The sequence below is a fragment of the Lachnospiraceae bacterium JLR.KK008 genome (genome assembly GCA_037015955.1).
Lineage (GTDB): Bacteria > Bacillota > Clostridia > Lachnospirales > Lachnospiraceae > VSOB01.
Window position 1 is genome coordinate 723,910 of record CP143548.1, and the last position, 24,389, is coordinate 748,298.

The window sequence follows — 24,389 nt, forward strand, 5'->3', positions numbered from 1 at the left end:
GATTGGACGGGCGGTCTGCCCGGGGAGGCAATGATGAAACAATATATGGTAACGGGAATGAGCTGTGCAGCCTGCAGCGCCCGTGTGGAAAAGGCAGTATCAAAAGTACCGGGAGTCACATCCTGTTCGGTCAGTCTGCTGACCAATTCCATGGGTGTGGAAGGAAGTGCGGCGGCGGATGAGATCATTGCGGCGGTGGAGGAAGCTGGCTATGGCGCCTCTGCCAAAGACCGTGTGCACACTCCGGCAGAGACTTCGTCAGCGGATGCCGGTGACCCGCTGAAAGACAGAGAGACGCCGGAACTGAGAAAACGTTTGCTCTATTCATTGGGCTTTTTGTTGGTGCTCATGTATTTTTCCATGGGGCACATGATGTGGGGATGGCCGGCGCCGTCGTTTTTCGCTGACAATCATGTGGCAATGGGACTGCTGCAACTGTTGCTGACCGTTGCCGTGATGATCATCAATCAGAAGTTTTTTGTCAGTGGATTCAAAAGTCTGCTGCACCGTGCGCCCAATATGGATACGCTTGTGGCGCTGGGCGCCGGCGCCTCGTTTGTATATAGTACGTATGCCTTGTTTGCCATGACAGATGCACAGGCAAAAGGCAACATGGATATGGTCATGGCTTATATGCACGAGTTTTATTTCGAGTCGGCGGCGATGATTCTCACACTGATCACAGTAGGAAAAATGCTGGAAGCGCGCTCCAAAGGGAAGACGACAGATGCGCTGAAAGGGCTGATGAAGCTGGCGCCGAAGACGGCGGTCATCCTGGCAGACGGAGTGGAACGGCAGGTCGCCGTGGAGCAGGTGAAAAAAGGTGACATTTTTGTCGTGCGCCCCGGTGAAAATATACCGGTGGACGGTATCGTTGTGGAGGGCAGCAGCGCCGTCAATGAATCGGCTCTGACCGGGGAGAGTATCCCTGTAGATAAGGAAGCGGGAGATATGGTCTCGGCGGCTACGGTCAACCAGTCCGGCTTTCTCAAATGTGAGGCTGCCCGTGTAGGAGAGGATACGACACTCTCACAGATTATTCAGATGGTCAGTGACGCAGCGGCGACAAAGGCGCCGATCGCCAAAGTCGCCGACAAAGTGTCAGGGGTATTCGTGCCCGTAGTCATTGCCATTGCGCTGGCAACGATCGTCATCTGGCTGTTGGCCGGAGAGAGTATCGGCTTTGCTCTGGCGCGGGGCATTTCGGTGCTTGTCATAAGCTGTCCCTGTGCGCTTGGTCTTGCCACTCCGGTGGCGATCATGGTCGGTAACGGGATGGGAGCCAGGAGCGGTATTTTATTCAAGACAGCGGTATCGCTGGAAGAGGCGGGCAAAGTGGAGATCGTGGCGCTTGACAAGACGGGGACGATCACGAACGGGGAACCGAAAGTGACCGATCTCATACCGGCGGACGGGATCAGTGAAACGGAACTTTTGCGGCTGGCATTCGCACTGGAACGGAAGAGTGAACATCCGCTGGCGAAGGCGATCCTGCTGAGAGCCGGGGAAGAGAATCTGCAGGCAGAGGAAGTGACGGACTTCCGGGCGCTTCCGGGCAATGGTCTTTCGGCCTCGCTGCGGGGGAGATCCCTCTATGGCGGCAATGAGGCATTTATCAAAAAAGTGACAACAGTGTCGGAGAAAATGCGGAGCGAAGCGGACCGCCTGGCACAGGAAGGGAAGACGCCGCTCTATTTTGCGGGCGAGAATAAGCTGCTTGGGATGATCGCAGTGGCGGACGTGATCAAGGAGGACAGTCCACAGGCGGTCAGAGAGCTGCAGAATATGGGAATCCGGGTCGTGATGCTGACCGGTGACAATGAGCGGACGGCAAAAGCCATCGGCGCACAGGCGGGCGTGGACGAGGTGATCGCAGGCGTGTTACCGGATGGTAAGGAAACGGTGATCCGGGAATTGAGGGAAAAGGGAAAGACGGCGATGGTTGGGGATGGCATCAACGATGCGCCTGCGCTGACGAGGGCGGACATTGGGATCGCCATCGGTGCGGGGACGGATGTGGCCATCGATGCGGCGGACGTAGTGCTTATGAAGAGCAGACTCCGAGATGTGCCGGCGGCGATTCGTTTAAGCCGGGCGACACTGAAAAATATCCATGAAAATCTGTTTTGGGCCTTTTTCTATAACGTGGTCGGGATTCCGCTGGCAGCAGGCATCTGGATTCCGGTATTCGGCTGGAAACTGAATCCGATGTTCGGGGCGGCGGCCATGAGTCTGTCGAGCTTCTGTGTCGTGACAAACGCGCTGCGCCTGAATCTGTTTTCCATGTATGATGCAAAACATGATAAAAAGAGACAGAAAAAGGCCGGACCGGCAAGAACAGAGGCAGGACCGGAAACAACCGCAGGACCGGAGACGACAACAGAGACCAAAGCAGGACCGGAGACAGAAACACGAACCGGGGCAGAAACGAGAACAGTGACGGAACCGAGACCAAAAACAGGATCGGCACCGGTAATAGAAGCAAAAACGAAAAAGGAGGAAATGACAATGGAAAAAACGATTCAGATTGAAGGCATGATGTGCCCGCACTGCGAGGCGACGGTGAAGAAAGCGCTGGAAGGGCTTGACGGTGTGCGGGAGGCGGCAGTCAGTCATGAGGCGGGAACAGCCATCGTCTCACTCACGCAGGAAGTGTCGGATGATGTCCTGAAAAAGACCGTAGAGGATCAGGGATACAAAGTGCTGGGATAGTAAGTGCCGGCGTGACGGGCCAGAGAGATGGACGGAGCAGTAAAGTGAGAGACAAAGGCAGGGCAGAGCCGGTATTCCGGTTCTGTCCTTGCCCGGTCAGTCCTTTGCCTGGACGCCGCAGATAATCAGTAACCGAGGTCACGGTCGATCACGGTCCCGTCCATGGCGTTGATTGTGAACAGACTTGTATAAGAATCTTCGAACACGAGGGGCTGCGTGAAACTCCCGCCTGTCGTCGTCCAGCTGCCAAAGAAGTCCCAGACCGGGACGAGCGTCCCCTCACTCAATGTTTCCCTGTCTTTGACACGCATATAGCCCAGCCGTACTTCTTTAATGATAATTTCCTGTGTCTGCCCTTCTTCGAGAGTGTCCTCGTATTCCTCCAGAATCATTTTTTCAAACACATTTCTGATCTCGTCAAACGGAAGCAGAAATACATAATCTTCGGACAGATCTTCGACCGTATATGGACAGTCCCAGAAAAAGCCGGCAAATCCGTAATCATTATAGATCAGTGTCATTGCTTCATTGGGCCATGATACACTGTCGGCATCATCCGCGACCGAACCACCATCCTGATGGGTGTAGGTGACGGGGATGCCGTCCACGACTCTGGTAAAATGGACGCCATATCCGGTGAGGTCAATGTGCTGGATTTCTTCGTTTTGCCTGTCTGATCGGTAAGTGAAATAATATTCGCCGCCACAGGGAAGATATTCCTCATCATATCCGGTCTGTTTGAGAACTTCTTCCGCTGTCTGCCAGATTTCTTCCGGAGCTGTCTTCAGATTGTCAAGTTCCGGAAAGTCGGCCTGAGAGGAACGGTCGGTGATACCTGTATACAGGTAATTGCTGGAATGCTCGTTTTTTTCAATCCAGAAGCTGGTCCAGAGCCAGTCGTCTCTGGTCTGGTTGGCAAGGAGGACATCGTACTGTGCGTCTCCGGCTACGGCGTAGGCTGACAGCGATTCAAGGTCCTCTGTCTGAGAGAGCTTTCTGCCCTCTATGATGACAGGGACTTCCACAACGATCGGTTCCTCCGGGGCGGCTTCCTGCAGGCTGCGGAATTTTGCGATCTGCTCATCAACCGTTATGCCCTTACCGAGATAGTCGGCATCGCCGCCCAGATTATCTTTTAATTTCTGGGCTTCGGAGATTCTTTCTTCCAATTCACTTTTGGTAAAGCCGTTGCTGGCCGCCATTTTATCAAAATCCCGGGTCCAGAGACGCGTATCGCCAAGCAGTGTCTGCATAAACAGATTGTAGTCCTCCTCGGTAAAAAAGCGGCTTGTCACCTTTTTGGTCCTGATGCCCGGGGCATCAGGCACGATGACGGCGGCGTCTGCATCTACAGTGATCTGCGGGCTGGAAAAACTGGACTGATATACGTCGGGCGCCTGTGTCTGTGAGGAGAGATCTCCTTCTGTGGCAGATCGCTGAGTGTGTTCGGTCTCCTTTACTACGACGAGTTCTTCTTCTGTGCGGACGCTGCTCTGACAGCCTGTGAGCAGCGTGGCCAGTAAGGTGGCGATGAGAAATATGGCGGGATGCCGTCTTATCATTGGCTTTCTTAGATAATTATTCATGATTACTCTCCTCTTTCCTGTTAGGAATCTTTTGCAATTTGCAGCCGGTATACCGCCGTATGTTTATCATACCGCATTTCAATGTAAAAAATATACAGCGGATTGTAAACGATTTGCAAAATTTACAATTCGTTGCTTTTTTTCACAGCGCAATATGATAAGATAATGAAAATATGGAGGGGTGTGAGAGAGGATGAAACTGCTGGTGATTGAGGATGACAATGCGATTTCAGAGCTGATCTGCATGAATCTGGAGGCAGCGGGCTATCAGCCCTGGCCGGTCAGAGACGGACGGGAAGCGGAGCGTCTGCTTAGAAGCGGCGAGGCTGAGGACGCAGCGCTGGCGCTTGTCGATGTGATGCTGCCGGGCAAAGATGGGTTCGCGCTGATGGAGGATTTACAGAAGGCGCATATCCCTTTCATTTATCTGACGGCCAGAGCGGATGTGTTTTCGAAAGTGCATGGACTGAAAAGCGGTGCGGAAGATTATATTGTCAAGCCATTCGAGGTACTGGAGCTTCTTGTGCGAATCGAGAAAGCGCTGAAGCGGACCGGACGGGGATATACGGAGATCTGTATCGGGGATGTGGTCATCGATCTGAAAAAGCATCTCGTCACGAGACATGGAGAGGATGTGTCTTTGAAACCGCTGGAATATGAATTGCTCGTGACACTGGCACAGAGTAAAAATGTGGCTTTTTCCAGAGAAGAACTTCTGCAGCGTGTATGGGGGATGGATTTTGCCGGGGAGACAAGAACGGTGGATGTGCATGTAGGTCAGCTTCGCAGGAAGCTGGGATTTCACGACACGATCCGTACGATCCCCAAAGTAGGGTATCGACTGGAGGAATCGGATTGAAGCTCTGGAAAAAACTTTCTCTGATGACGTCGATACTCGTATTGCTGACGAGCGGATTTTCCGGCGGTATCCTGATTTGGCACAGCGTACATTACAATGAAGAGAAGACAGTGGAAAATTACAGGCAGCAGGTACAGTCTACTGCACTGGCGCTCGGAAGGGAACTGGACAAAAGCGGGATGGAGCGCTACAGCGATGTCACAAGGCGGGCATATTTGATTTACTTGATCCGGAAGTATGGCGCCGATCAGTATATTCTTCTCTGCAATCAGGAAGAAGTATGCAATCTGACACCATACACAATGCGTGACCCTGATGCGGACAGATGGAAAGGGCTTGAGCCGGTGAATTATATTCAGAAAACGGGTAACCGCTACCTGCTTCTCAGCGGTAAGTCAGTGCCCTCGTCCATAATGAAAAACTACAGTCTTGTGTTGGTTGCGGATATTTCGGATGTTTATGAGGAGACCCGTCTCCAGACAGTCCTGGTTGCGGTTCTCTACCTGGGGAGCGCTCTTTTTGCAGTTTTGCTGACATTTGCAATTACAAAAAAGATTCTGGCGCCGCTGCAGGATCTCCGCCAGGCGGCGGAAGGAATCTGTGAGGGGAATCTTGCGCAGCGGGCAAGGGCGGATGCCAGAGATGAGATTGGTATTGTCGCAGGCGCCTTTAACGAGATGGCGGACAGGATTGAGGAGCAGGTCACACAGTTGTCAGAAATATCCGAGCAGCGCAGGCAGATGCTGGGCAGTCTGGCTCACGAGATCAAAACGCCGATGACTGCGATCATTGGCTACAGTGATACACTGCTGCATGTCAATGTAAGAGAAGAGCAGCGCAGGAGAGCGCTGACCCATATTTATAAGGAGAGCCGCAGACTGGAACGGCTCAGCAGCAAGCTGATGAATCTGACGGGGCTTTATGACAATGACAGCATTTATCTGGAGCAGACAGATCTGCCGGCGCTTCTGGCCCGCGTCGAAGAACTGGAAAGCTATCATCTGGCACAGAAAAGCATCTGCCTGCAGACTACCTGCGGCATGGAGACAATTATGGCGGACGGGGACCTGTTTGAGAGTCTGCTCGTGAATCTGATCGATAACGGAATCAAAGCCAGCAGGCGGGGAGGCACGGTCTATGTGACGGCGCAGGGCGGCAGGATCTCCGTGCGTGACGAAGGCTGCGGAATTCCGCAGGACGAATTGAAACGGGTGACGGAGGCTTTTTATATGGCGGACAAATCGCGCAGCCGTGCGGAAGGAGGCTGCGGACTGGGGCTTTTTCTGTGCAGCCGCATCGCCGCACTGCATCAGGCAGAGCTTGTCATTGAGAGCGAAGTGGGAAAAGGCACGACAGTTTCGGTTGTGTTTTGCCGCTGATTAATCTGGAGGATGCGGTGACGGGGACTGTCGCCGCCGGGAGAATTTTGAGGTTGAGGAAAAGGTACGGCTCATCAATCCGAAGATTACCGCAGAGGGTTACAAAATCGGCAACCGTGGATTCACGAACTATATCTTGTCTGCTGACGATATGGTAAAAGAGTAAGGAGGTATCAGAGATTATGAGATTAGCAAATGGAATCATTACAGACAAGGAAAAGACGTTCGGGCTGCTTAAGTTCTCCGCATTGCGGCGTGAGGTGCATAAGTAGAATGAGGACGGAACGGTTTCTGAAGAAATTAAGGAACGCACTTACGATTTAAAATCCAGAGGACAGGGGCGCATGATACAGGTGAGTATTCCGGCTGCCGTGCCGTTAAAGGAGTTTGCTTATAATGCAGAGGTGGAGATTACTAATCCTGTAGCGGATACGGTGGTGACGGCTATGTTTCGGGGGGGGCAGACGTGGACTGGTATATCAAGGCGGAGAATATTGTCTTGAAAAATAAAGACGGACACTCAACGGGGAATCTACAGAATCATAATCCGTATGAAAAAAAGGAAATTAAGAATCATAAATAAGCATTGCCTGTGCGATAATATTCTGATAAAATTAGGATAAAATAAATAGAAAAGGAGCGCTTAGATTATGATACAAATTCGACCTGTTTCTGACCTTAGAAATAAATTTCCGGAAATTGAAACTATCGTAAACAGTGGAAAACCTGTTTATCTTACAAAGAATGGCTACGGAGCTATGGTAGTTTTGAGCTTGGAGGAATACGCAAATCTGACAGATGATATAGAGATGAAACTTGATGAAGCCGACAGGCAGGCGGCAATGACGGAAGAAAGGCTTTCCCATGAAACCGTATTCAGCAATGTAAGAAGTACGATACATGGAAAATAAAGTTTATCATCTTCGCTATCTGCCGATTTTTGAACAGGATTTAATCAGTACAGCGAGTTACATTACCAATGTTTTAAAGAATGAGGACGCTGCGTTGCGTTTGATTGATGATGTAGAGGCGGCGATTCTGGAAAGGCTGAATAATCCACTTGCTTTTGAACCATATGTTTCCGTAAAAAAGAGAGACTATCCGTATTATAGAATCTATGTGAGAAATTACGTTATTTACTATGTGGTAATTGATAATATAATGGAAGTACGGCGTTTGCTGTATGGTGCTAGAGATACGGATAAGCATTTATAATTTGTTCTCTCAATCAGATAATAGAAGTATAAGCAGTTAGTCTTGACAAAAAAATTCTTAATATGATTGCAAGCGAAATTGAACAGCGATATGATACTTCCATACATCTTAATCGAAAAGGAGCATGAAAATGAAAGACATTTGGCAAGTTATTTTGGGTGTTATAACATGTCTCGGTGGTTTTGGAGTTTGAAATGGTAAAAGATATTAGCGTAATGATACCTAGCGGCTTTTCCATGCAGATAGCTGATGAAGAAAAGAGAACATGATAACAAATTATATGACACTGCTTGCAAATCCTGTGTAAATGCACAAGATACGCTAAATGGAAATGCACCTTTTATTCCAGAGGAACTTTTCAATAAATATACAGAAATCATGAAATTGTGCCGCTTACAGTTAGGAGTGTTTGAAAGAAGATGGAATGTGTTGTATATAGCTCCACAAAAGGAAAAAGAAACATTTACAAATGCAGACTATGCTCGAACAGAGGAAATAAACAATAAATTAAAAGAAGTAAATAATGAAGTTCGGGTGTATCTTTCAAAATTAGATGTAATTAACTAATTTAGCTTTCTATTGAAAAGGACAATTATAGGAAAACAAAGTATGCGCAAACCATTGATTTCAAACGGTTTGCAAAAATTATCAGAAAAATTAGCACTCAACACTTGACGTGGCTAACAATGCGTGCTATAGTGTCACTGTAAAGAAAATTGTTATAGAAATAGTAGAACATGCAAACACTAAACAAGTGACAAACCGAAGGAGGTCTGGCTATGAACATTTCAAAATTTACACAGAAATCCATGCAGGCTGTGGAGCGGTGTGAGAAGCTGGCCTATGAATATGGCAATCAGGAGATCGAGCAGGAACATCTCTTATACAGCCTTCTTAGCATAGAGGACAGTCTGATTCTGAAACTGATCGAAAAGATGGAGATCAATGCGCCTCACTTTGTGGACCGGGCCAAGAAGGCGATCGAAAAGCGAGTGAAAGTGCAGGGCGGTCAGGTCTATATGGGCAAGGACCTGAACAAAGCGCTGATCAGTGCGGAAGATGAGGCGAAACAGATGGGAGACGAATATGTCTCCGTGGAACATCTGTTTCTGACGATGCTGAAGTACCCAAACAGAGAGATCAAGGCAATCTGGCAGGAATATGGCATTACGAGAGAACGTTTCCTGCAGGCGCTTTCCACAGTCAGGGGAAATCAGCGGGTGACGAGTGACAATCCGGAGGCGACTTATGATACGCTGGAGAAATACGGACAGGATCTCGTGGAACGGGCAAGAAACCAGAAGCTCGATCCGGTCATCGGCAGAGACAGTGAGATCCGTAATATTATCCGCATTCTCTCCCGCAAGACGAAAAATAACCCGGTGCTGATCGGGGAACCGGGCGTTGGTAAGACCGCGGTCGTGGAGGGCCTGGCACAGCGTATTGTGCGGGGCGATGTGCCGCAGGGGTTAAAAGATAAGAAAATATTCGCCCTGGATATGGGCGCACTGGTTGCCGGCGCAAAATACAGAGGCGAGTTTGAGGAGCGGCTGAAAGCCGTACTTGAAGATGTCAAAAACAGCGACGGGCAGATTATTCTGTTCATCGATGAGCTGCATACGATCGTCGGAGCCGGCAAGACGGACGGCGCGCTCGATGCGGGTAATATGTTAAAGCCGATGCTTGCCAGAGGCGAGCTGCATTGTATCGGCGCCACGACACTGGATGAGTACAGACAATATATCGAAAAGGATGCGGCGCTGGAGCGGCGATTCCAGCCTGTCATGGTACAGGAGCCGACAGTGGAAGATACGATCTCGATCCTGCGCGGTCTCAAGGAGCGCTATGAGGTCTTTCACGGGGTGAAAATTATGGACGCCGCCCTTGTCAGTGCGGCGGTGCTGTCCAACCGTTATATCTCGGACCGGTTTCTGCCGGATAAGGCGATCGATCTCGTCGATGAGGCGTGTGCGCTCATTAAGACGGAACTGGATTCGATGCCGACGGAACTGGATGAGCTGCAGCGCAAAGTGATGCAGATGGAGATCGAGGAAGCCGCCCTGAAAAAAGAGGACGACCGTCTGAGCAGAGAACGGCTGGAGGCCTTGCAGCAGGAACTGGCTGAGCAGAAAGCGGAGTTTCAGAACCGGAAGGCACAGTGGGACAATGAAAAGGCTTCGATTGAAAAGCTGTCAAGACTGCGGGAAGAGATTGAGAGTATCAACAGTGAGATTCAGATCGCCCAGCGGGAGGGAAATCTGGAAAAGGCGGCAGAGCTTTCATACGGCAGACTGCCGGCACTGAAAAAGCAGTTGGAGATTGAGGAAGAAGAGATCAGGAGCCGTGAACTTTCACTCGTCCATGAGAATGTATCGGAGGAAGAGATTGCGAAGATCATCTCCAGATGGACCGGTATTCCGGTCGTCAAACTGACGGAGAGCGAACGAAACAAGACGCTGCACCTCGATGAAGAACTGCACCGGAGGGTCGTGGGACAGGACGAGGGCGTCACCAAAGTGACGGAGGCGATTATCCGTTCCAAGGCAGGGATCAAAGATCCGGGCAAGCCGATTGGCTCATTCTTATTCCTGGGTCCTACTGGCGTTGGCAAGACAGAGCTGGCGAAGGCTCTGGCGGCCGCCCTGTTTGACGATGAGAACAATATGGTCCGTATTGACATGAGCGAGTATATGGAGAAATACTCAGTTTCCAGACTGATCGGTGCGCCTCCCGGATATGTCGGCTATGAGGAGGGCGGACAGCTCACAGAGGCAGTCAGACGCAAACCCTATGCGGTCGTTTTGTTTGATGAGATTGAGAAAGCCCATCCGGATGTATTTAACGTATTATTACAGGTGCTTGACGACGGGCGGATCACGGATTCGCAGGGGCGGACCGTGGATTTCAAAAATACGATCCTCATCATGACATCCAACATCGGTGCGCCGCATCTGCTGGAAGGCATCGATGAAAACGGGAACATCAGAAAAGAAGCGCAGGAACAGGTGATGAACGAGCTGCACGGCGCATTCCGTCCGGAGTTCCTCAACCGTCTGGACGAGACGATCCTGTTCAAACCCCTGACAAAGGATAATATCGGCGGCATCATTCATCTGATCGTTGCCGACCTGAATCGCCGGCTTGCGGACAGAGAACTTTCCGTGGCTCTGACACCGGAAGCGGAGACGTTTATCGTGGACAGTGCCTACGATCCTGTCTATGGAGCGCGGCCTTTGAAGAGATATATCCAGAAGCATGTGGAGACCCTGTCGGCGAAACTCATCCTCGCGGATGCGGTGGAAAGCGGCGATACGATCCGGATCGATGTCAGAGACGGTGGATTGACGGCGGAAAAAGCCTGATTTATAATAAAATAAGAAGGCAATGCAGAGCGGAAACCGCAGGTGTGCTGTTTCCGCTCTGTGTATGTACAGGGGTATCTGACAGGATAAGATTGCAGGAGAAAGGGGTATGGGTATGAGCGAATTGACGAGTCAGAAGATGAGGAAACTGGCGCCGGAGCTGGACCCGCTTCGGATCGGCACAGGCTGGCGTCCGGAGGATCTGGCGAAGCCACAGGTGTTTATTTCAAGCACCTTTGGCGACAGCCATCCGGGGAGCGGGCATCTGGATATTCTGGTGGAAGAGGTAAAAAAGGGAGCGGCTGAGGCGGGCGGCCACGGCGCCCGTTATTTCTGCACGGATATGTGTGACGGTGAGAGCCAGGGGACGGACGGGATTAACTATAGCCTGGTCAGCCGGGAGATGATCGCCAATATGATTGAGATCCAGGCAGGCGCCACGCCTTTTGACGCCGGCGTCTATCTGGCAAGCTGCGATAAAGGGATGCCGGGTAATCTGATGGGCCTGTGCAGAGTCAACATTCCGGCGATCGTCGTCCCGGGGGGAACGATGAATGCCGGTCCGGACATGCTGACGCTCGAACAGCTCGGTATGTACAGCGCGAAATTCCAGCGGGGAGAGATCGACGAAGACAGGCTGAACTGGGCGAAACACAATGCCTGTCCAAGCTGCGGCGCCTGCTCCTTCATCGGGACGGCGTCCACGATGCAGATCATGGCGGAGGCACTTGGCCTGGCGCTGCCGGGAAGCGCACTGATGCCGGCGACGAGTCCCGATCTGCTGACGTATGCCGCTCAGGCCGGAAAGCAGGCGGTGAAGCTGGCGTTCATGGAACATATGAGACCCAGTGATATTGTGACGATAAAAAGTTTTGAAAACGCCATCCTCGTCCATGCGGCGGTATCCGGCAGCACGAATTGTCTGCTGCACATTCCGGCCATCGCCCATGAGCTGGGAATCGAGATCACGGGGGATACCTTTGACCGTCTGCACCGCAGTGCCAGATATTTGCTCGATGTGCGTCCGGCAGGCCGCTGGCCGGCGGAAGTCTTTTATTATGCGGGCGGTGTGCCTGCGATCATGGAGGAAATCAGAGGCTCCCTCCATCTCGATGTGATGACCGTGACCGGGAAGACGCTGGGAGAGAATCTGGAAGAATTAAAGCGCAGTGGCTTCTATGAGCGCTGCGGCAAGTGGCTTGACGATTTCAACCGGCGTTACGGCTGCGCCGTGACAAAAGAAGATATTATCCGTCCGTATGACAGGGCGATCGGCACAGATGGCAGCATCGCCATACTGCGCGGTAATCTGGCTCCGGAAGGCGCCGTCATCAAGCATACGGCCTGTCCGAAAGAAATGTTCCGGGCAGTGCTGCGGGCCAGACCGTTTGACAGTGAGGAAGAATGTCTGGATGCAGTGCTGAAACATAAGGTGGAGAAAGGCGATGCCGTATTCATCCGTTATGAGGGACCGAAAGGCAGCGGTATGCCGGAAATGTTTTATACCTCGGAGGCGATCAGCAGTGACCGGGAACTGGGGCGGAGCATTGCGCTGATCACAGACGGCCGTTTCTCCGGCGCATCCACCGGTCCGGTCATCGGGCATTGCAGCCCGGAGGCGGCGGACGGCGGACCGATCGCACTTGTGGAAGAGGGAGATCTGATTGAGATTGATGTCATGGAACGGAAGCTGAATATCATTGGCGTGAAGGGAGAGCGAAAGACACCGGAGGAGATCGATGCAATTCTCGCTGAGCGCAGGAAAAACTGGAAGCCGAGAGAACTGCGATATAAAAGCGGCGCTCTGCGTCTGTTCAGTGAACATGCGGCCAGTCCGATGAAAGGGGCATATCTCACTTTCGATTGATATGAGCGGCTGTTTTGAAAGGCATCTAAAGAAATGACAGAAACAGCCGATATAAAAAGTGACAGATAAGAATGAGATGACAGATGGTCCTGTGATGACAGGACCGGCAATGACACAGAGAGCAATGGATGGCGCCCTGAGGATACCGAACGTATCCGGGCGCCATCTCGTTTCTTCTTTGGTATCAACGAAAGGAGGCAGGTAGTATGGTCAATATGACACAGATGCTGGATTCCATGGAACATGCCATCAAACTGCGCAGCCAGGCACAGGCCGAGCGCAGGGCGCGGGAGGCAGAGGAAGAAAAGCGGGAGTTTCAGGAAAAACTCATGCGCATCGCGGCCAGTGAGGCGGAGCTGGAGGGAATGGCGTCCGGTGTGAAGGGGAAACAGGATGCCGTACAGAGAGACCAGCTTATGGGTCTGATGATGGCCGGATTTTAAGAACAGGAAACCGGAAAAAAGCAGTCAGAAAAGAGCAGTCGGAAAGGAACAATCGGAAAAAGAAAACGCCTCCTCATGCGTAATGCGCGGGGAGGCGTTTGTGCTGTAACAGACAGGGCTTAAAGACGGCGGTCATTCTTACCACTCTGCGATCGAACCGTCCTTGTGCCGCCATACGGGATTTTTCCAATTATGCGGCGTTCTGTTTTCTTCCGTCACAAGGTCTTTGTTGACATCTACGCCGAGACCGGGAAGTTTTGGCAGGTTTACATAACCGTCCACGAATGCGAAATCTTCCTGATTGTTGACGTAGTCGAGAACACTCTTGCCTACGTTGTAGTGAATGCCCATACTCTGTTCCTGAATGACTGCGTTATAAGAAGCGGCGTCCACATTCAGGCAGCTTGCCAGAGCGATCGGACCGAGCGGGCAGTGAGGCGCCAGCGCCACGTCATAGGCTTCCGCCATTGCGCCGATCTTCTTTACTTCGGTGATACCGCCGGCGTGGCTTAAATCAGGCTGAATGATGTCAACGCCGCCGATCTGCAGCAGCCGTTTGAAATCATATTTGCTGAACAGACGTTCTCCCGTGGCGATGGGAATGTTGCAGGCGGCTGCGATCTCCGGGAAGTATTCCATATTTTCACAGAGTACCGGCTCTTCGATGAACATCGGATCAAATTCTTCCAGCTTCTTTGCCAGTATTTTTGCCATAGGTTTGTGGACACGGCCGTGGAAGTCGATGGCGATGCCAAAATATTTTCCGCAGGCCTCGCGGATCGCAGCGACCCGTTCCAGGACGGCGTCGACTTTATCATAGGTATCCACCATCTGCAGTTCTTCGGTGGCGTTCATTTTGATGGCGGTGAAACCGGCATTTTTACGTTCGAGAGCTGCCGCGCCCACATCGCTCGGGCGGTCGCCGCCGATCCAACTGTACACTTTCATCTTATCATGACATTTCCCGCCGAGCAGTTCATACACGGGAACGCCCAGCACTTTCCCCTTGATGTCCCAGAGCGCCTGATCGATACCGGAGATTGCGCTCATCAGAACACCGCCGCCACGATAAAAGCCAGCCCGGTATAATGTCGTCCAGATGTCCTCGATATTGGACGGGTCCGCATCCAGCAGATAATCTTTCATCTCCTGCACACAGGCGAGCACCGCATGACAATGCCCTTCCAGTACGGCTTCTCCCCAGCCGCTCAGCCCCTCGTCAGTGATGATCTCCACAAATCCCCATCTGGGACGCACATAATAAGTATTGACTTCTCTGATCTTCATTTTTATCCTCCATTTCATACTGTGTATTTCTGGATTATAGTTGCGGTTATTCTCTGGCTGTTTCAGGAGACATCTACTGTCCGAGCGCTCTTTTTACAAGATCGCGGATATAGGCGGAGCCTTCTTCCCAGTTTCCATTTTCGACGACGCTTTTTGGCATCAGGCTGCTTGCCAGGCCGGCGCTGATACAGCCGGCTTCAAAAAATTCGTGAATGTTGTCCGGGCTGACGCCGCCGATTGCCATGTAGTTGGTATTGTCAAAGGGACCCTTCAAATCTTTGACATAAGAGCGGGGCATACTTCCTGCCGGAAACAGTTTCATCGTCCGGAAACCGAACTCCAGCGCAGTCGCCACATCACAGGGCGTCAGTACGCCGGGTAGCAGCATAATGTCATGCCTGGCGCAGTATTCGAGTACGTCGGGCGGTGTCCCCGGTGTGAGCAGAAACTGGGCGCCAGCATCGAGAGCGGCTTTCACCCGCTCTATAGTGATTGCGGTGCCCGCACCGATCATACAGGAATCCCCGAAGTGATCGCGGAGCATACGGATCTGCTTAAGTCCGTGTGTGCTGTTCAGCGCCACTTCAAAAAATGGAATGCCGCCGTTGACGACGGCGTCGGCATAATCGATCGTCTTTTCCAGCGGTACATTGCGCATGATAGCCAGCAGAGGGTTTTTGCTGACGACAGAGTACATATCCATAAGTATTGTTACCTCCTTGTGAGTTGTCTACAGTTTACCGATATACGAGAGCGTTTCCGTTTAATGCGGCTTCCATCTGCATGGCGTCTGGATAGCCTTCCACATCACCCGGTGTCTGGGTGGCGAGTGCGCCGCAGATGCAGCCCATCTGCCCGGCGGTGAGGAGATCTTTTCCCTGAAGGAAACCGGACAGGAAACCGGCATTGAATCCGTCTCCGGCGCCGATCGGCTCTATACAATGGCATGGATAGGGTGCGAGAGGGGTGATTGCCTCCGGAGTCATGACGATAGCGCCGTTTGCCCCGTCCTTGAGAATGACAGTCTGTGCCTTTCCTTTGGAAAATACCGTATTTGCGAGCTGCTCCGGGATGCGGCTGCCGAATAAAAATTCTCCTTCCTCCAGTCCCATCAGTACGATATGGCTTCGGAGGGTCAGGCTGCGGATCAGGTCCCCGAAGTCTCTGTCTTTCCAGAGCTTTTTGCGGATGTTGGGATCAAAGCTGATCTTCAGCCCATGTTTTTCCGCCAGATCAAAAGCGGCTCTGGTCATATCGGCACAGTCCTGACTGAGCACCGGTGTGATTCCTGTCATATGCAGAAGCGTTGTCTGTGCAAAGAGCGATTCGTCCAGATCGTCCGGCGTCATATGGCTGGCAGCGCTGCCGGACCTGTAATAAAAAACTTTTGTCTCACCGGGGCCGGTCTCCTTGAACATGACACCGGTCGGGTGTTCCCGGTCGAAGATCAGATGGCGGCAGTCCACTCCTTCGGACCGTGTCTGATTGCAGATGAAGTGACCGAACTCGTCTTCCCCGAGCCGGCTGACCCAGGCGGCGTCAATTCCTAATTTGGCGGCGCCAATGGCGACATTGCTTTCCGCACCTGCAATACGCATATGATAATCGTTAATATAACGAAGCGGACCGTTACTGCCCGGAGTGAAGGCGGCCATCGTTTCTCCTATCGTGATCATTTGCGGCATACTGTTTTCCTCCTGATTACATTTAGTATGGGAAAATTTGACATGGACGTGGAAATTGTCATATGAATTTTGGCGTTTGTCGTCCTGAAAATGTTGTTTTTCGTATGGAAGCAAACAAAAAATAACAAAACAGCTTCCCATTTATCTATAATATACATGGCATGGACAAAAATGAAAAGAGTCATATTGCACAAAAGAAACGAGTGATTCGTGTACAAAATGTTTAAAAATACAAGAAACAGACAAAAACAGGTCATATTTTGTTGACAGAAGTGCATAAAACTGTTACAGTCAAAACATACCTCATAAATCATCAGACAAATTATGAGAGGTGAGAGGATGCGCGCAGAAAAATGAGTGAGACAGGAGGAAGATGAAATGTTAGATCCCAAATATGTGCCGTTGTTTATTGGCGGATTTCTTGCTTACATAGTGATCATGATTCTTGTAGGCATTGTATCAACAAAGGGCAAGACGGACGGCTCTAATTTCCTGACAGGAGGTGCCAATCTTGGCTTCTTTCTGATTTTCTGTACCGTCGGGGCGACGATGATTGGAACCGGTTCTTCCATGGGAGCCATCTCCAACGGCTATAACAGCGGCTGGGCAGGCGCTATCTATGGCCTTGGCGCCAGCACCGGAATCCTGACGATGCTGATGTTCGTAAAGGTGCGGAAGAAAAACTTCATTACCATGTCAGAGGAAGCACAGTATTATTACGGGGGCAAGAAAATTGTGCGTCAGGTCATGGGCTTTATGATGTTTGTGATCGAGATCATATGGCTGGGCAATCATATGAACGGCGGCTCCAAATATCTGGCATATATCACGGGCATGAGTGATATCATGTGCAAACTGATTACAGTGCTGGCATTTGCAGTGTATGTATTTATCGGCGGTTATCTGGCAGTTGTCGTTACCGACGCCGTACAGTTCTGTGTGATCGTTGCCGGCTTTGCGCTGATCGCAGTGAAGGCGATTCCGGCAGCAGGCGGTTTCGCACAGATCACGGCGGCTTTTGAGGCAGCCGACAAGAGTGGCGCCATGGGCTTTTACGGACTGGGGAATTATGGTGTGATGGCAGCCATCGCACTTGTATTATCTACTTATATGGGCGTAATCGGAACGCCGACACATCGGACCCGTATCTATACCTCGGCCGATGAGGGTGTTGCCAGGAGAGCGTTTATGTCGTCCGGCATTATGCTGTTTTTCTGGAGCTTTGTCACCGCAATCATTGGTATGAGCGCCTTTACGATCGCCACACATCAGGGAGTCACACTGGAATCCAGCGACTATGCGTTTTCCTTCATGGCGACACATGTGCTCGGTCCGGTATTCGGTCTGCTTCTGATGATCGCAGGTCTTTCCGCGACGATGTCATCCGGTGATTCCGATGCCATCTCCGGCATTACGATTCTGCTGACTGACGTCTATCCGAGTGTTACCGGGAAGACGATCAAAGAAGAAGACTATCCGAAATTCTCCCGGATCGCGCTTGTCGTAACGCTGACGATCGCATTTTTGATTACTTTGCTTGTGAATGACGTAATCGGGTATATCCAGTCGGTTGTCGGCTCTCTGCTTCCCGGCGTAGCAGTCTGTATGTTTATGGGACGGCTCTGGAAGAGAGCGACCTGGCAGGGAGGACTGGCAGCGATCTTTTCCGGCACTGGCTTTGGCGTGATCTTCCTCTGCTCCGGTGCGGTTCAGAACTGGGTGAATACGACACTGGGCGGCGCGGCGGTTCCGGCGACGATCATCAGCCTTGTATTTGGCGTTATCGTCAGTCTGGTGACACCGGAAGATACGACACCGGAGAATGAGAGAGTGGAAGCTGTGTTTGCGGCACGTCACGGCAAATAAAGAGACAGCGAGAGGAAACAGACTTCCCTGAGAGGAAGCGATACATAACATGCGGAAACGGAGGGAGGAGGCAGCGTCTTTCCTCCGTTTTCTGTCGGTGAAATGGGAGGAGCTATGGCAGGAATATTATTAAAGAACGGACTGGTCTATGACGGGCTCGGAAATCCGGGAAGGAAGGCAGACGTTTTGATAAGGGACGACCGCATCGTGAAAGTGGGAGCGGCGGCAGAAGTTGCGGAGGCAGCGAAGGATGCCAGTCAGATACTTGACGTGTCGGGCAGCATTGTCTGTCCCGGGTTTGTGGATATTCACAGACATTGTGACGCGAAGCCCCTGAATGATCCGGCGTTCGGCGTGCGTGAGCTGGCGCAGGGGATCACGACGACAGTTGTCGGCAACTGCGGTATCAGTCCGACACCCTGTCCGGAGGACGATGCGGGCGCCAGGGAAATGTATGATTTTGACGAGGCGGTGCTTGGCCCGCTGACGCTGGAGATGCCGAGAACTTATGCGGGGTATCTGGAAGCGCTCGGGAAAGCCCGGCTGCCGCTTAACTTTGCGACGATGATCGGTACCGGGGCAGTGAAAATCGCAGTCAGAGGATTTGCTGACACGCCTTATACAAAGGAAGAGCTGGATAAAGCGAGAGCGCTGATCGAAGATGCACTGGAGAGGGGCGCCTGCGGTATTTCCCTTGGCATTATGTATCTGCCGGAATGCTATTCTTCGGCGGATGAGTTTACCTATATTTTGGAACCGGTGGGCAGACACGGCAAAGTGATCACCGTCCATATCCGCGGAGAGGGCGACAGTCTGGTTGAAAGCATCCGGGAAGTGATCGGGATTGCCGCGAAAGCCGGCTGTGCGCTGGAGATCAGTCATTTTAAGAGCTGCGGTGTCGATAACTGGCGCAGAGATATTCATAAAGCGATCGCCCTGATCGAAGAGGCGCGGGCGGCCGGACAGGATGTAACCTGTGACTTTTATCCCTATGAGGGAGGCAGTACGGCGCTGACGACGATGCTTCCTCCGGTATTTGTGGCCGGAGATATGACAAGGGCGCTTCAGCGGCTGGGTACGCCGGAGGGAGTTGAGGAATTTCGCAGGAGCAGCCGCATTCCCTACGAGGACTGGGACAATTTCTGCGTGACACTTGGCTGGGAACGTATTATAATCAGTGGTGTGACGGAAGATAAATTCCGTCCGATGCTCGGTATGACAGTGACAGATGCGGCGGCAAAGTTCGGGTATCCCGATGCGGAGGCACTGGCGGCGGATCTGATGCACACGGAAAACGGGAAGACGGCGATCATCAATATGAGCATGTGTCAGGATGACATTGACACGATCGCGAAGCTGCCGTATTCCAATATTATCTCGGATGCCATCTATGCGGATACGGACACGCCGCACCCGCGGATGTACGGTGCGTTTCCGAAGGTACTGCGGGAGTATGTGCGGGAGAGAGGCCTGTACACGATGGAAGAGGCCATTCATAAGATGACGGATCAGCCGGCCCGGCGTATGAAGCTGGAAGGCAGAGGACGGATCACAGAAGGCGCGTATGCGGACATTCTCGTATTCCGGCCGGAGCAGTTCCGGGACAATGCGACGTTCCAAAGCCCCGCCAATCTGGCGACCGGTCTGGAATATGTGTTTGTGAACGGTCAGATGGCGGTCGACCACGACCGGAGAGTGGAAGACGTCCAAAACGGCAGCCTTCTGCTTGTAACATAGATCACATTCAATGAATCAAGTGAATGGCTCAAAACCGAATCAATACCAGACAGTGGTTGAAAATAGAAAAATGGAAAAGGAGAGAGAAAAAATGGCAAATGTATATGATGTGTTAAAAGAAAAAGGGATCACACTTCCGGCGCCGCCGCCAAAAGGGGGCGTCTATACGCCGGTGATGGAGTTTGGCGATAACCTGTTATACTGCAGCGGCTGCGGACCGGACCTTGGAAACGGCAATACGGTCATCGGGAAACTGGGAAAAGATCTGACTGTGGAGGAAGGACAGAAGGCGGCATATAACTGTATGCTCAATCTGCTGGCGAATCTGGAGGCAAAACTGGGAGACCTGAACAAGATCAAGCGCTTTGTCAAAGTGCTTGGCTTTGTCCAGAGTGCGGATGATTTCTATCAGCAGCCGCAGGTTGTAAACGGCGGTTCGAATCTGATTCTGGAGCTTTTTGGCGAGGAGAGAGGACTGCCGGCGAGGACGGCGATCGGCGTCAATGCCACGCCGGGTAATATCGCTGTGGAGATCGAGGTATTGGTGGAATACGAATAAACGGGGACTGAGATATGGAAAACAGATATAGCTTTGCGGGGCAGGAGGACATCATTTCCCCTCAGCTCGTCTACTATAGAGAGATCATTGAGGAAAATATCCGCCTTATGATCCGGCTGGCCGGTGGCAGTGAGCGTCTGTGGCCGCATGTGAAGACGCATAAGATGATAGAAATGGTCCGGCTCTTAATGGAGATGGGGATTTCCAGATTTAAATGTGCGACGATTGCAGAGTGCGAAATGTGCGGGGAAGCCGGCGCAGAACGGGCGGTGCTGGCGTATCCGCTTCTGGGGCCCAATATTGAACGGTTTCTGACTCTGAAGAAGAAGTTTCCCGGCACTTACTTCTATGCTGTTTCCGACAATACGGAACAGGTAAAGCGGATCGGAGAGGCGGCTGTGGAGGCGGGGGAGGAAGTTTCTCTTCTTGTCGATGTGGATATGGGTCAGCACAGAACGGGCGTTCCGATTCCGTCAGTCGGGGAGACTTATCACATATGGAGCAAAATCGCGGGTGTAAAACCGGAAGGAATGCACTGCTATGACGGTCATCGCCATGAGTCGGATGTGTCTGTGCGGGAGAGGTATGTCCGGGAGGCAGACGAGGCGCTGGAGGCTGTTAAGAAGCGTCTGACGGAGGAAGGTTATGCCTGTGAGATCATGATCATGGGAGGGACGCCCTCCTTTCCCTGTCATCAGAAACTGACCGGGGAGTATTTAAGCCCGGGGACATGCGTGATTCAGGATGCGGGGTATGCCCAGGCGTATCCGGACCTGCCCTTCGTGCCGGGAGCGGCAGTGCTGACAAGAGTGGTCAGCCGTCCCGGCAGATATGAGTTTACGCTGGATATGGGGACAAAGGCGGTTGCCAGCGATCCGGCCGGGGAGCGGGCGGTGATCGCCGGCATGGAATATGCGCAGACTGTGCTCCAGAATGAGGAACACTGGGTCGTGCGTGTGCCGCAGGAGCATGTGCAGGACATTCCGCCGGTGGGAACGGTCCTGTTTGCGGTTCCGACCCATGTATGCCCGACGAGCGCCCTCTATCCGGAAGTGCCGGTCGTTGCCGGTGGGAAACTGGATGACTGGTGGGAAGTGACTGCCAGAAACCGCAAAATTACGATTTGATGATATTATAATGATATAATAATTTGAGACAGACAGGATTGAAGTGTGACAGAATTGGAAAATGTAGAACAGAAAGTGCCAATGACACTGGCGAAACAGACCTCGGAGAAGATGCTGGAATATATCGCCAAACATCGTCTTGTTCCGGGGGACCGGCTTGGAACGGAACGAGAGATGGCGGAAGAGCTGGACGTAGGCAGGAGTACGGTCCGGGAGGCGATCAAAATACTTGTCTCCAGAAATATTCTGGAAGTGAAACAGGGGTCAGGTACGTATCTGTCACAGATGAGAGGGATCGCGGACGATCCGCTGGGGCTGGAGCTGATCCATGACCAGTTTAAACTGACCTGGGATCTGCTGGAGTTCAGGATCATGATCGAACCGCAGATCGCGGCTATGGCGGCGGCCAATGCCAGAAGGGATCAGATTTTGGAGATGGAGCGTCTCTGTGATCAGATGGAGGTCTTTGATGACAATGATCTGGAACGGCTTTATCCGGACACGAGGTTTCACATTTGCATTGCAGAGGCAAGCGGGAATCTGGTGGCGCCGAATCTGATCCCGATCATCAACAAAGCCGTGGAGCTGTTCATTCACTATACGAAACGGGAGAAGACGCCGGAGACGGTAGCCACGCATCGGGAAATACTCGAGGGTATCCGGCGCAGGGATGCGAGCTGGGCGCAGGATATGATGCACATGCACCTGATGTTTAACAGGCAGGAGCTTCGGAGAGCGGCTATGAGGCAGGGGATCTCCTTTATCAACGGGCAGCAGATCATATAGCGGGCAGTCCGTTCTGTGCACATGCGGCGGATGGGGATGATTATGTTTCAATATGTATTGTTTGATCTTGACGGGACACTCACGGACCCGAAAGAAGGGATTACGAAAAGCGTACAATTTGCTTTGCGCAGACGGGGAATCCATGAACCTGATCTGAATAAGCTGGAGCCCTTTATCGGGCCCCCGCTTGTGGACAGTTTCATGGATTTTTACGGGATGACGCAGGAGGAAGCCACGTTTGCCGTCGCCGATTACCGGGAACGGTTTGCGCCGATCGGGATATTTGAAAATAAAGTGTATCCGGGCATTCCGGAGATGCTGGAGCATTTGAAGGAAGCCGGTGTGAAGCTGGCAGTCGCCTCCAGCAAGCCGGAGGTTTATGTGGAACGGATACTGGAACACTTCGGTCTGAAGTCTTATTTTGATGTGGTGACGGGCAGCGATCTGAACGGCAGCCGCTGCGAGAAGGAAGAAGTAGTGGAGGAAACGTTGCGGCGCCTGGCGGCTGTCTGTGGAGAAAATGACGATGATGTTATAAAGGCCGGGGAGGAAATAGACAGAAGTGCGGGAGCCATGGTAGGCGACCGGAAGTTTGACATCAGTGGCGCGAAAGAGTTCGGACTGACTTCCATAGGTGTCTCCTACGGCTATGCGGCCAAGGGAGAGCTGAAAAACGCCGGAGCGGACTATATTGTCAGGTCGGTGAGAGAGCTGGAAAAACTGCTGCTTGGCAACAAGGCGGCCTGGCAGACAGGCGGCGGGCCGATGTGGAAGCGCAGGACATCCGGCGGCGGGCCGGCCATGCGGCAGGGACAGGCAAATGACGGCGGGGCGGCGCCGGCTCAGGCTCCGGCGGAAAATTCCAGCGTGTTTCTGCGTACCTGGCATATGCTGCTGCCGTTCATCCTCTATTATCTCGGATATAATGCGTGTTATCTCGTGATCGCGACAATGGTGCAGCTTCTGACGGGGGTGGGCGAGACGACAGAGGCATGGTTCTATGAAAACAAAATGGCCGTGACCTATCTGACAAGAGCTGTTTCCATTATGGCCGGGGCAGGTATTTTAGTTCCACTCTGGCGAAGGGAGCGGACAAAATGGCCGCCCAGGCGAAAGATTTCCTTTTTGACGCTCGGTATCCTGGCAGGGACGGCGGCGCTGGGAGTCAATATTCTGTTTGCACTGCTAAAGATCACGGAACTTTCTGCGCAGTATACGGAAGTACAGAGAACCCAATACCAGATGCCGCTTGTATGGGGACTGTTCCTGTACGGACTGATCACGCCTGCGGCGGAGGAGCTGTTGTTCCGGGGGCTGATTTATAACAGGATGAAAAAATATTTTTCCGTCCTTCCGGCGGCGGTCGTTTCTTCGGTGCTGTTTGGCGCATATCATGGCAATCCGGTGCAGGCATTGTACGGAACGCTGCTCGGTCTGGTGATCGTTGATGTCTATGAGATGACGGGAGACTTTAAGGCGCCGGTCTTTGTACATGGTGTGGCTAATGCGGTGGTATTTGCTTTGACATACGATCCGGCTGTCTCGGCGGCGATCGGTACGCCGGTAAATTGTGCCATATTTTTGACACTCTGCGGCTTAAGTCTGCTGCGGATTCACAGGCGCGCGGCGCAGCGGTAAGCGCAGCCGCAGGAAGAGTCTGGAACAGACAAAGGCAGATACGGACGGAATGCGACCGGAAAAAGTTGTTTACAAGCAAAGAAAAATCGTGTATGATAATCCGCAGAGAATCAATGAGTGAAAAAGCGTCGGATTTATGCGGTCAGGCACCGCCTGAATCTGACAAATTAACAGAACGAAAGCAAAATCCGAAGATGGGGAGCTGCAAAGAGGCAGACACATCTTCGGTTTTTATGTCTGAAAAGAAATGTATGATATAAGAAATATCTGGTAAGAATTTG

At 52.0% G+C, this 24,389-nt stretch carries 20 protein-coding genes and 2 pseudogenes; 18 read left to right on the forward strand and 4 right to left on the reverse strand.

Annotation, left to right across the window (positions count from 1 at the left end):
- Positions 1-33: 33 nt before the first annotated feature.
- A complete protein-coding gene (locus tag V1224_03660; protein ID WWR17417.1) occupies positions 34-2,712 on the forward strand; it encodes a heavy metal translocating P-type ATPase in 2,679 nt (892 codons plus the stop codon).
- 125 nt (positions 2,713-2,837) lie between these two features.
- On the opposite strand, the gene V1224_03665 is transcribed toward V1224_03660, so the two are convergent.
- On the reverse strand, positions 2,838-4,298 hold the full coding sequence (locus tag V1224_03665; GenBank protein WWR16560.1) for a DUF6034 family protein: 1,461 nt from the start codon (positions 4,296-4,298) through the stop codon (positions 2,838-2,840).
- A 193-nt stretch (positions 4,299-4,491) separates the two neighbouring features.
- Here V1224_03665 and V1224_03670 point away from each other — a divergent pair, with 193 nt between their 5' ends.
- The 11 genes and pseudogenes from V1224_03670 (at position 4,492) to V1224_03720 (ending at position 13,423) form a co-directional block, all read left to right on the forward strand.
- Positions 4,492-5,157: a response regulator transcription factor gene (locus tag V1224_03670; GenBank protein ID WWR16561.1), complete on the forward strand. Its 666-nt coding sequence runs from the start codon at positions 4,492-4,494 to the stop codon at positions 5,155-5,157.
- Entirely contained in the window at positions 5,154-6,536 is a 1,383-nt protein-coding gene (locus V1224_03675) for a HAMP domain-containing sensor histidine kinase (protein WWR16562.1), read from the forward strand. The genes V1224_03670 and V1224_03675 overlap by 4 nt, the downstream gene beginning before the upstream one ends.
- A gap of 40 nt (positions 6,537-6,576) precedes the next feature.
- Positions 6,577-6,702: pseudogene (locus V1224_03680) on the forward strand (DUF961 family protein).
- 16 nt (positions 6,703-6,718) lie between these two features.
- Positions 6,719-7,119, forward strand: a pseudogene (locus V1224_03685) (YdcP family protein).
- A gap of 67 nt (positions 7,120-7,186) precedes the next feature.
- A complete protein-coding gene (locus V1224_03690) occupies positions 7,187-7,447 on the forward strand; it encodes a type II toxin-antitoxin system Phd/YefM family antitoxin (GenBank protein ID WWR16563.1) in 261 nt (86 codons plus the stop codon).
- Positions 7,437-7,751, forward strand: coding sequence for a type II toxin-antitoxin system RelE/ParE family toxin (locus V1224_03695; protein ID WWR16564.1), 315 nt, complete (start codon positions 7,437-7,439; stop codon positions 7,749-7,751). The genes V1224_03690 and V1224_03695 overlap by 11 nt, the downstream gene beginning before the upstream one ends.
- Before the next feature lie 249 nt (positions 7,752-8,000).
- Entirely contained in the window at positions 8,001-8,318 is a 318-nt protein-coding gene (locus V1224_03700) for a hypothetical protein (protein ID WWR16565.1), read from the forward strand.
- A gap of 212 nt (positions 8,319-8,530) precedes the next feature.
- The gene (gene clpB / locus V1224_03705) at positions 8,531-11,113 is read left to right on the forward strand and encodes an ATP-dependent chaperone ClpB (protein WWR16566.1); all 2,583 of its coding nucleotides are present in this window, start codon (positions 8,531-8,533) and stop codon (positions 11,111-11,113) included.
- A 115-nt stretch (positions 11,114-11,228) separates the two neighbouring features.
- Positions 11,229-12,980: a dihydroxy-acid dehydratase gene (ilvD, locus tag V1224_03710; GenBank protein ID WWR16567.1), complete on the forward strand. Its 1,752-nt coding sequence runs from the start codon at positions 11,229-11,231 to the stop codon at positions 12,978-12,980.
- Positions 12,981-13,038: 58 nt separating this feature from the next.
- Positions 13,039-13,185 (forward strand): hypothetical protein, encoded by a 147-nt coding sequence (locus tag V1224_03715; protein WWR16568.1) that lies wholly within the window; start codon positions 13,039-13,041, stop codon positions 13,183-13,185.
- 1 nt (position 13,186) lies between these two features.
- Positions 13,187-13,423, forward strand: a complete 237-nt coding sequence (locus V1224_03720) for a hypothetical protein (GenBank protein ID WWR16569.1) — start codon at positions 13,187-13,189, stop codon at positions 13,421-13,423.
- A 138-nt stretch (positions 13,424-13,561) separates the two neighbouring features.
- On the opposite strand, the gene dgoD is transcribed toward V1224_03720, so the two are convergent.
- From dgoD to V1224_03735, 3 genes are all read right to left on the reverse strand, one after another.
- Positions 13,562-14,710 carry a galactonate dehydratase gene (gene dgoD, locus V1224_03725; protein ID WWR16570.1) on the reverse strand — a complete coding sequence of 383 codons (1,149 nt, stop codon included), beginning with the start codon at positions 14,708-14,710 and terminating at the stop codon, positions 13,562-13,564.
- Positions 14,711-14,783: 73 nt separating this feature from the next.
- Entirely contained in the window at positions 14,784-15,413 is a 630-nt protein-coding gene (locus V1224_03730; GenBank protein ID WWR16571.1) for a bifunctional 4-hydroxy-2-oxoglutarate aldolase/2-dehydro-3-deoxy-phosphogluconate aldolase, read from the reverse strand.
- Positions 15,414-15,447: 34 nt separating this feature from the next.
- Positions 15,448-16,395 (reverse strand): sugar kinase, encoded by a 948-nt coding sequence (locus V1224_03735; GenBank protein ID WWR16572.1) that lies wholly within the window; start codon positions 16,393-16,395, stop codon positions 15,448-15,450.
- 378 nt (positions 16,396-16,773) lie between these two features.
- Between V1224_03735 and V1224_03740 the strand changes: the two genes are divergently transcribed.
- From V1224_03740 to V1224_03765, 6 genes are all read left to right on the forward strand, one after another.
- Positions 16,774-18,261, forward strand: a complete 1,488-nt coding sequence (locus tag V1224_03740; GenBank protein ID WWR16573.1) for a sodium:solute symporter family protein — start codon at positions 16,774-16,776, stop codon at positions 18,259-18,261.
- Between the two features lie 114 nt (positions 18,262-18,375).
- A complete protein-coding gene (locus tag V1224_03745) occupies positions 18,376-19,998 on the forward strand; it encodes a D-aminoacylase (protein ID WWR16574.1) in 1,623 nt (540 codons plus the stop codon).
- Positions 19,999-20,089: 91 nt separating this feature from the next.
- Entirely contained in the window at positions 20,090-20,557 is a 468-nt protein-coding gene (locus V1224_03750) for a RidA family protein (GenBank protein WWR16575.1), read from the forward strand.
- 14 nt (positions 20,558-20,571) lie between these two features.
- Positions 20,572-21,684, forward strand: a complete 1,113-nt coding sequence (locus V1224_03755) for a D-TA family PLP-dependent enzyme (protein ID WWR16576.1) — start codon at positions 20,572-20,574, stop codon at positions 21,682-21,684.
- 45 nt (positions 21,685-21,729) lie between these two features.
- Positions 21,730-22,470 (forward strand): FCD domain-containing protein, encoded by a 741-nt coding sequence (locus V1224_03760; GenBank protein ID WWR16577.1) that lies wholly within the window; start codon positions 21,730-21,732, stop codon positions 22,468-22,470.
- A 42-nt stretch (positions 22,471-22,512) separates the two neighbouring features.
- Positions 22,513-24,108, forward strand: coding sequence for an HAD hydrolase-like protein (locus V1224_03765; GenBank protein ID WWR16578.1), 1,596 nt, complete (start codon positions 22,513-22,515; stop codon positions 24,106-24,108).
- The last annotated feature ends 281 nt before the right edge of the window (positions 24,109-24,389 follow it).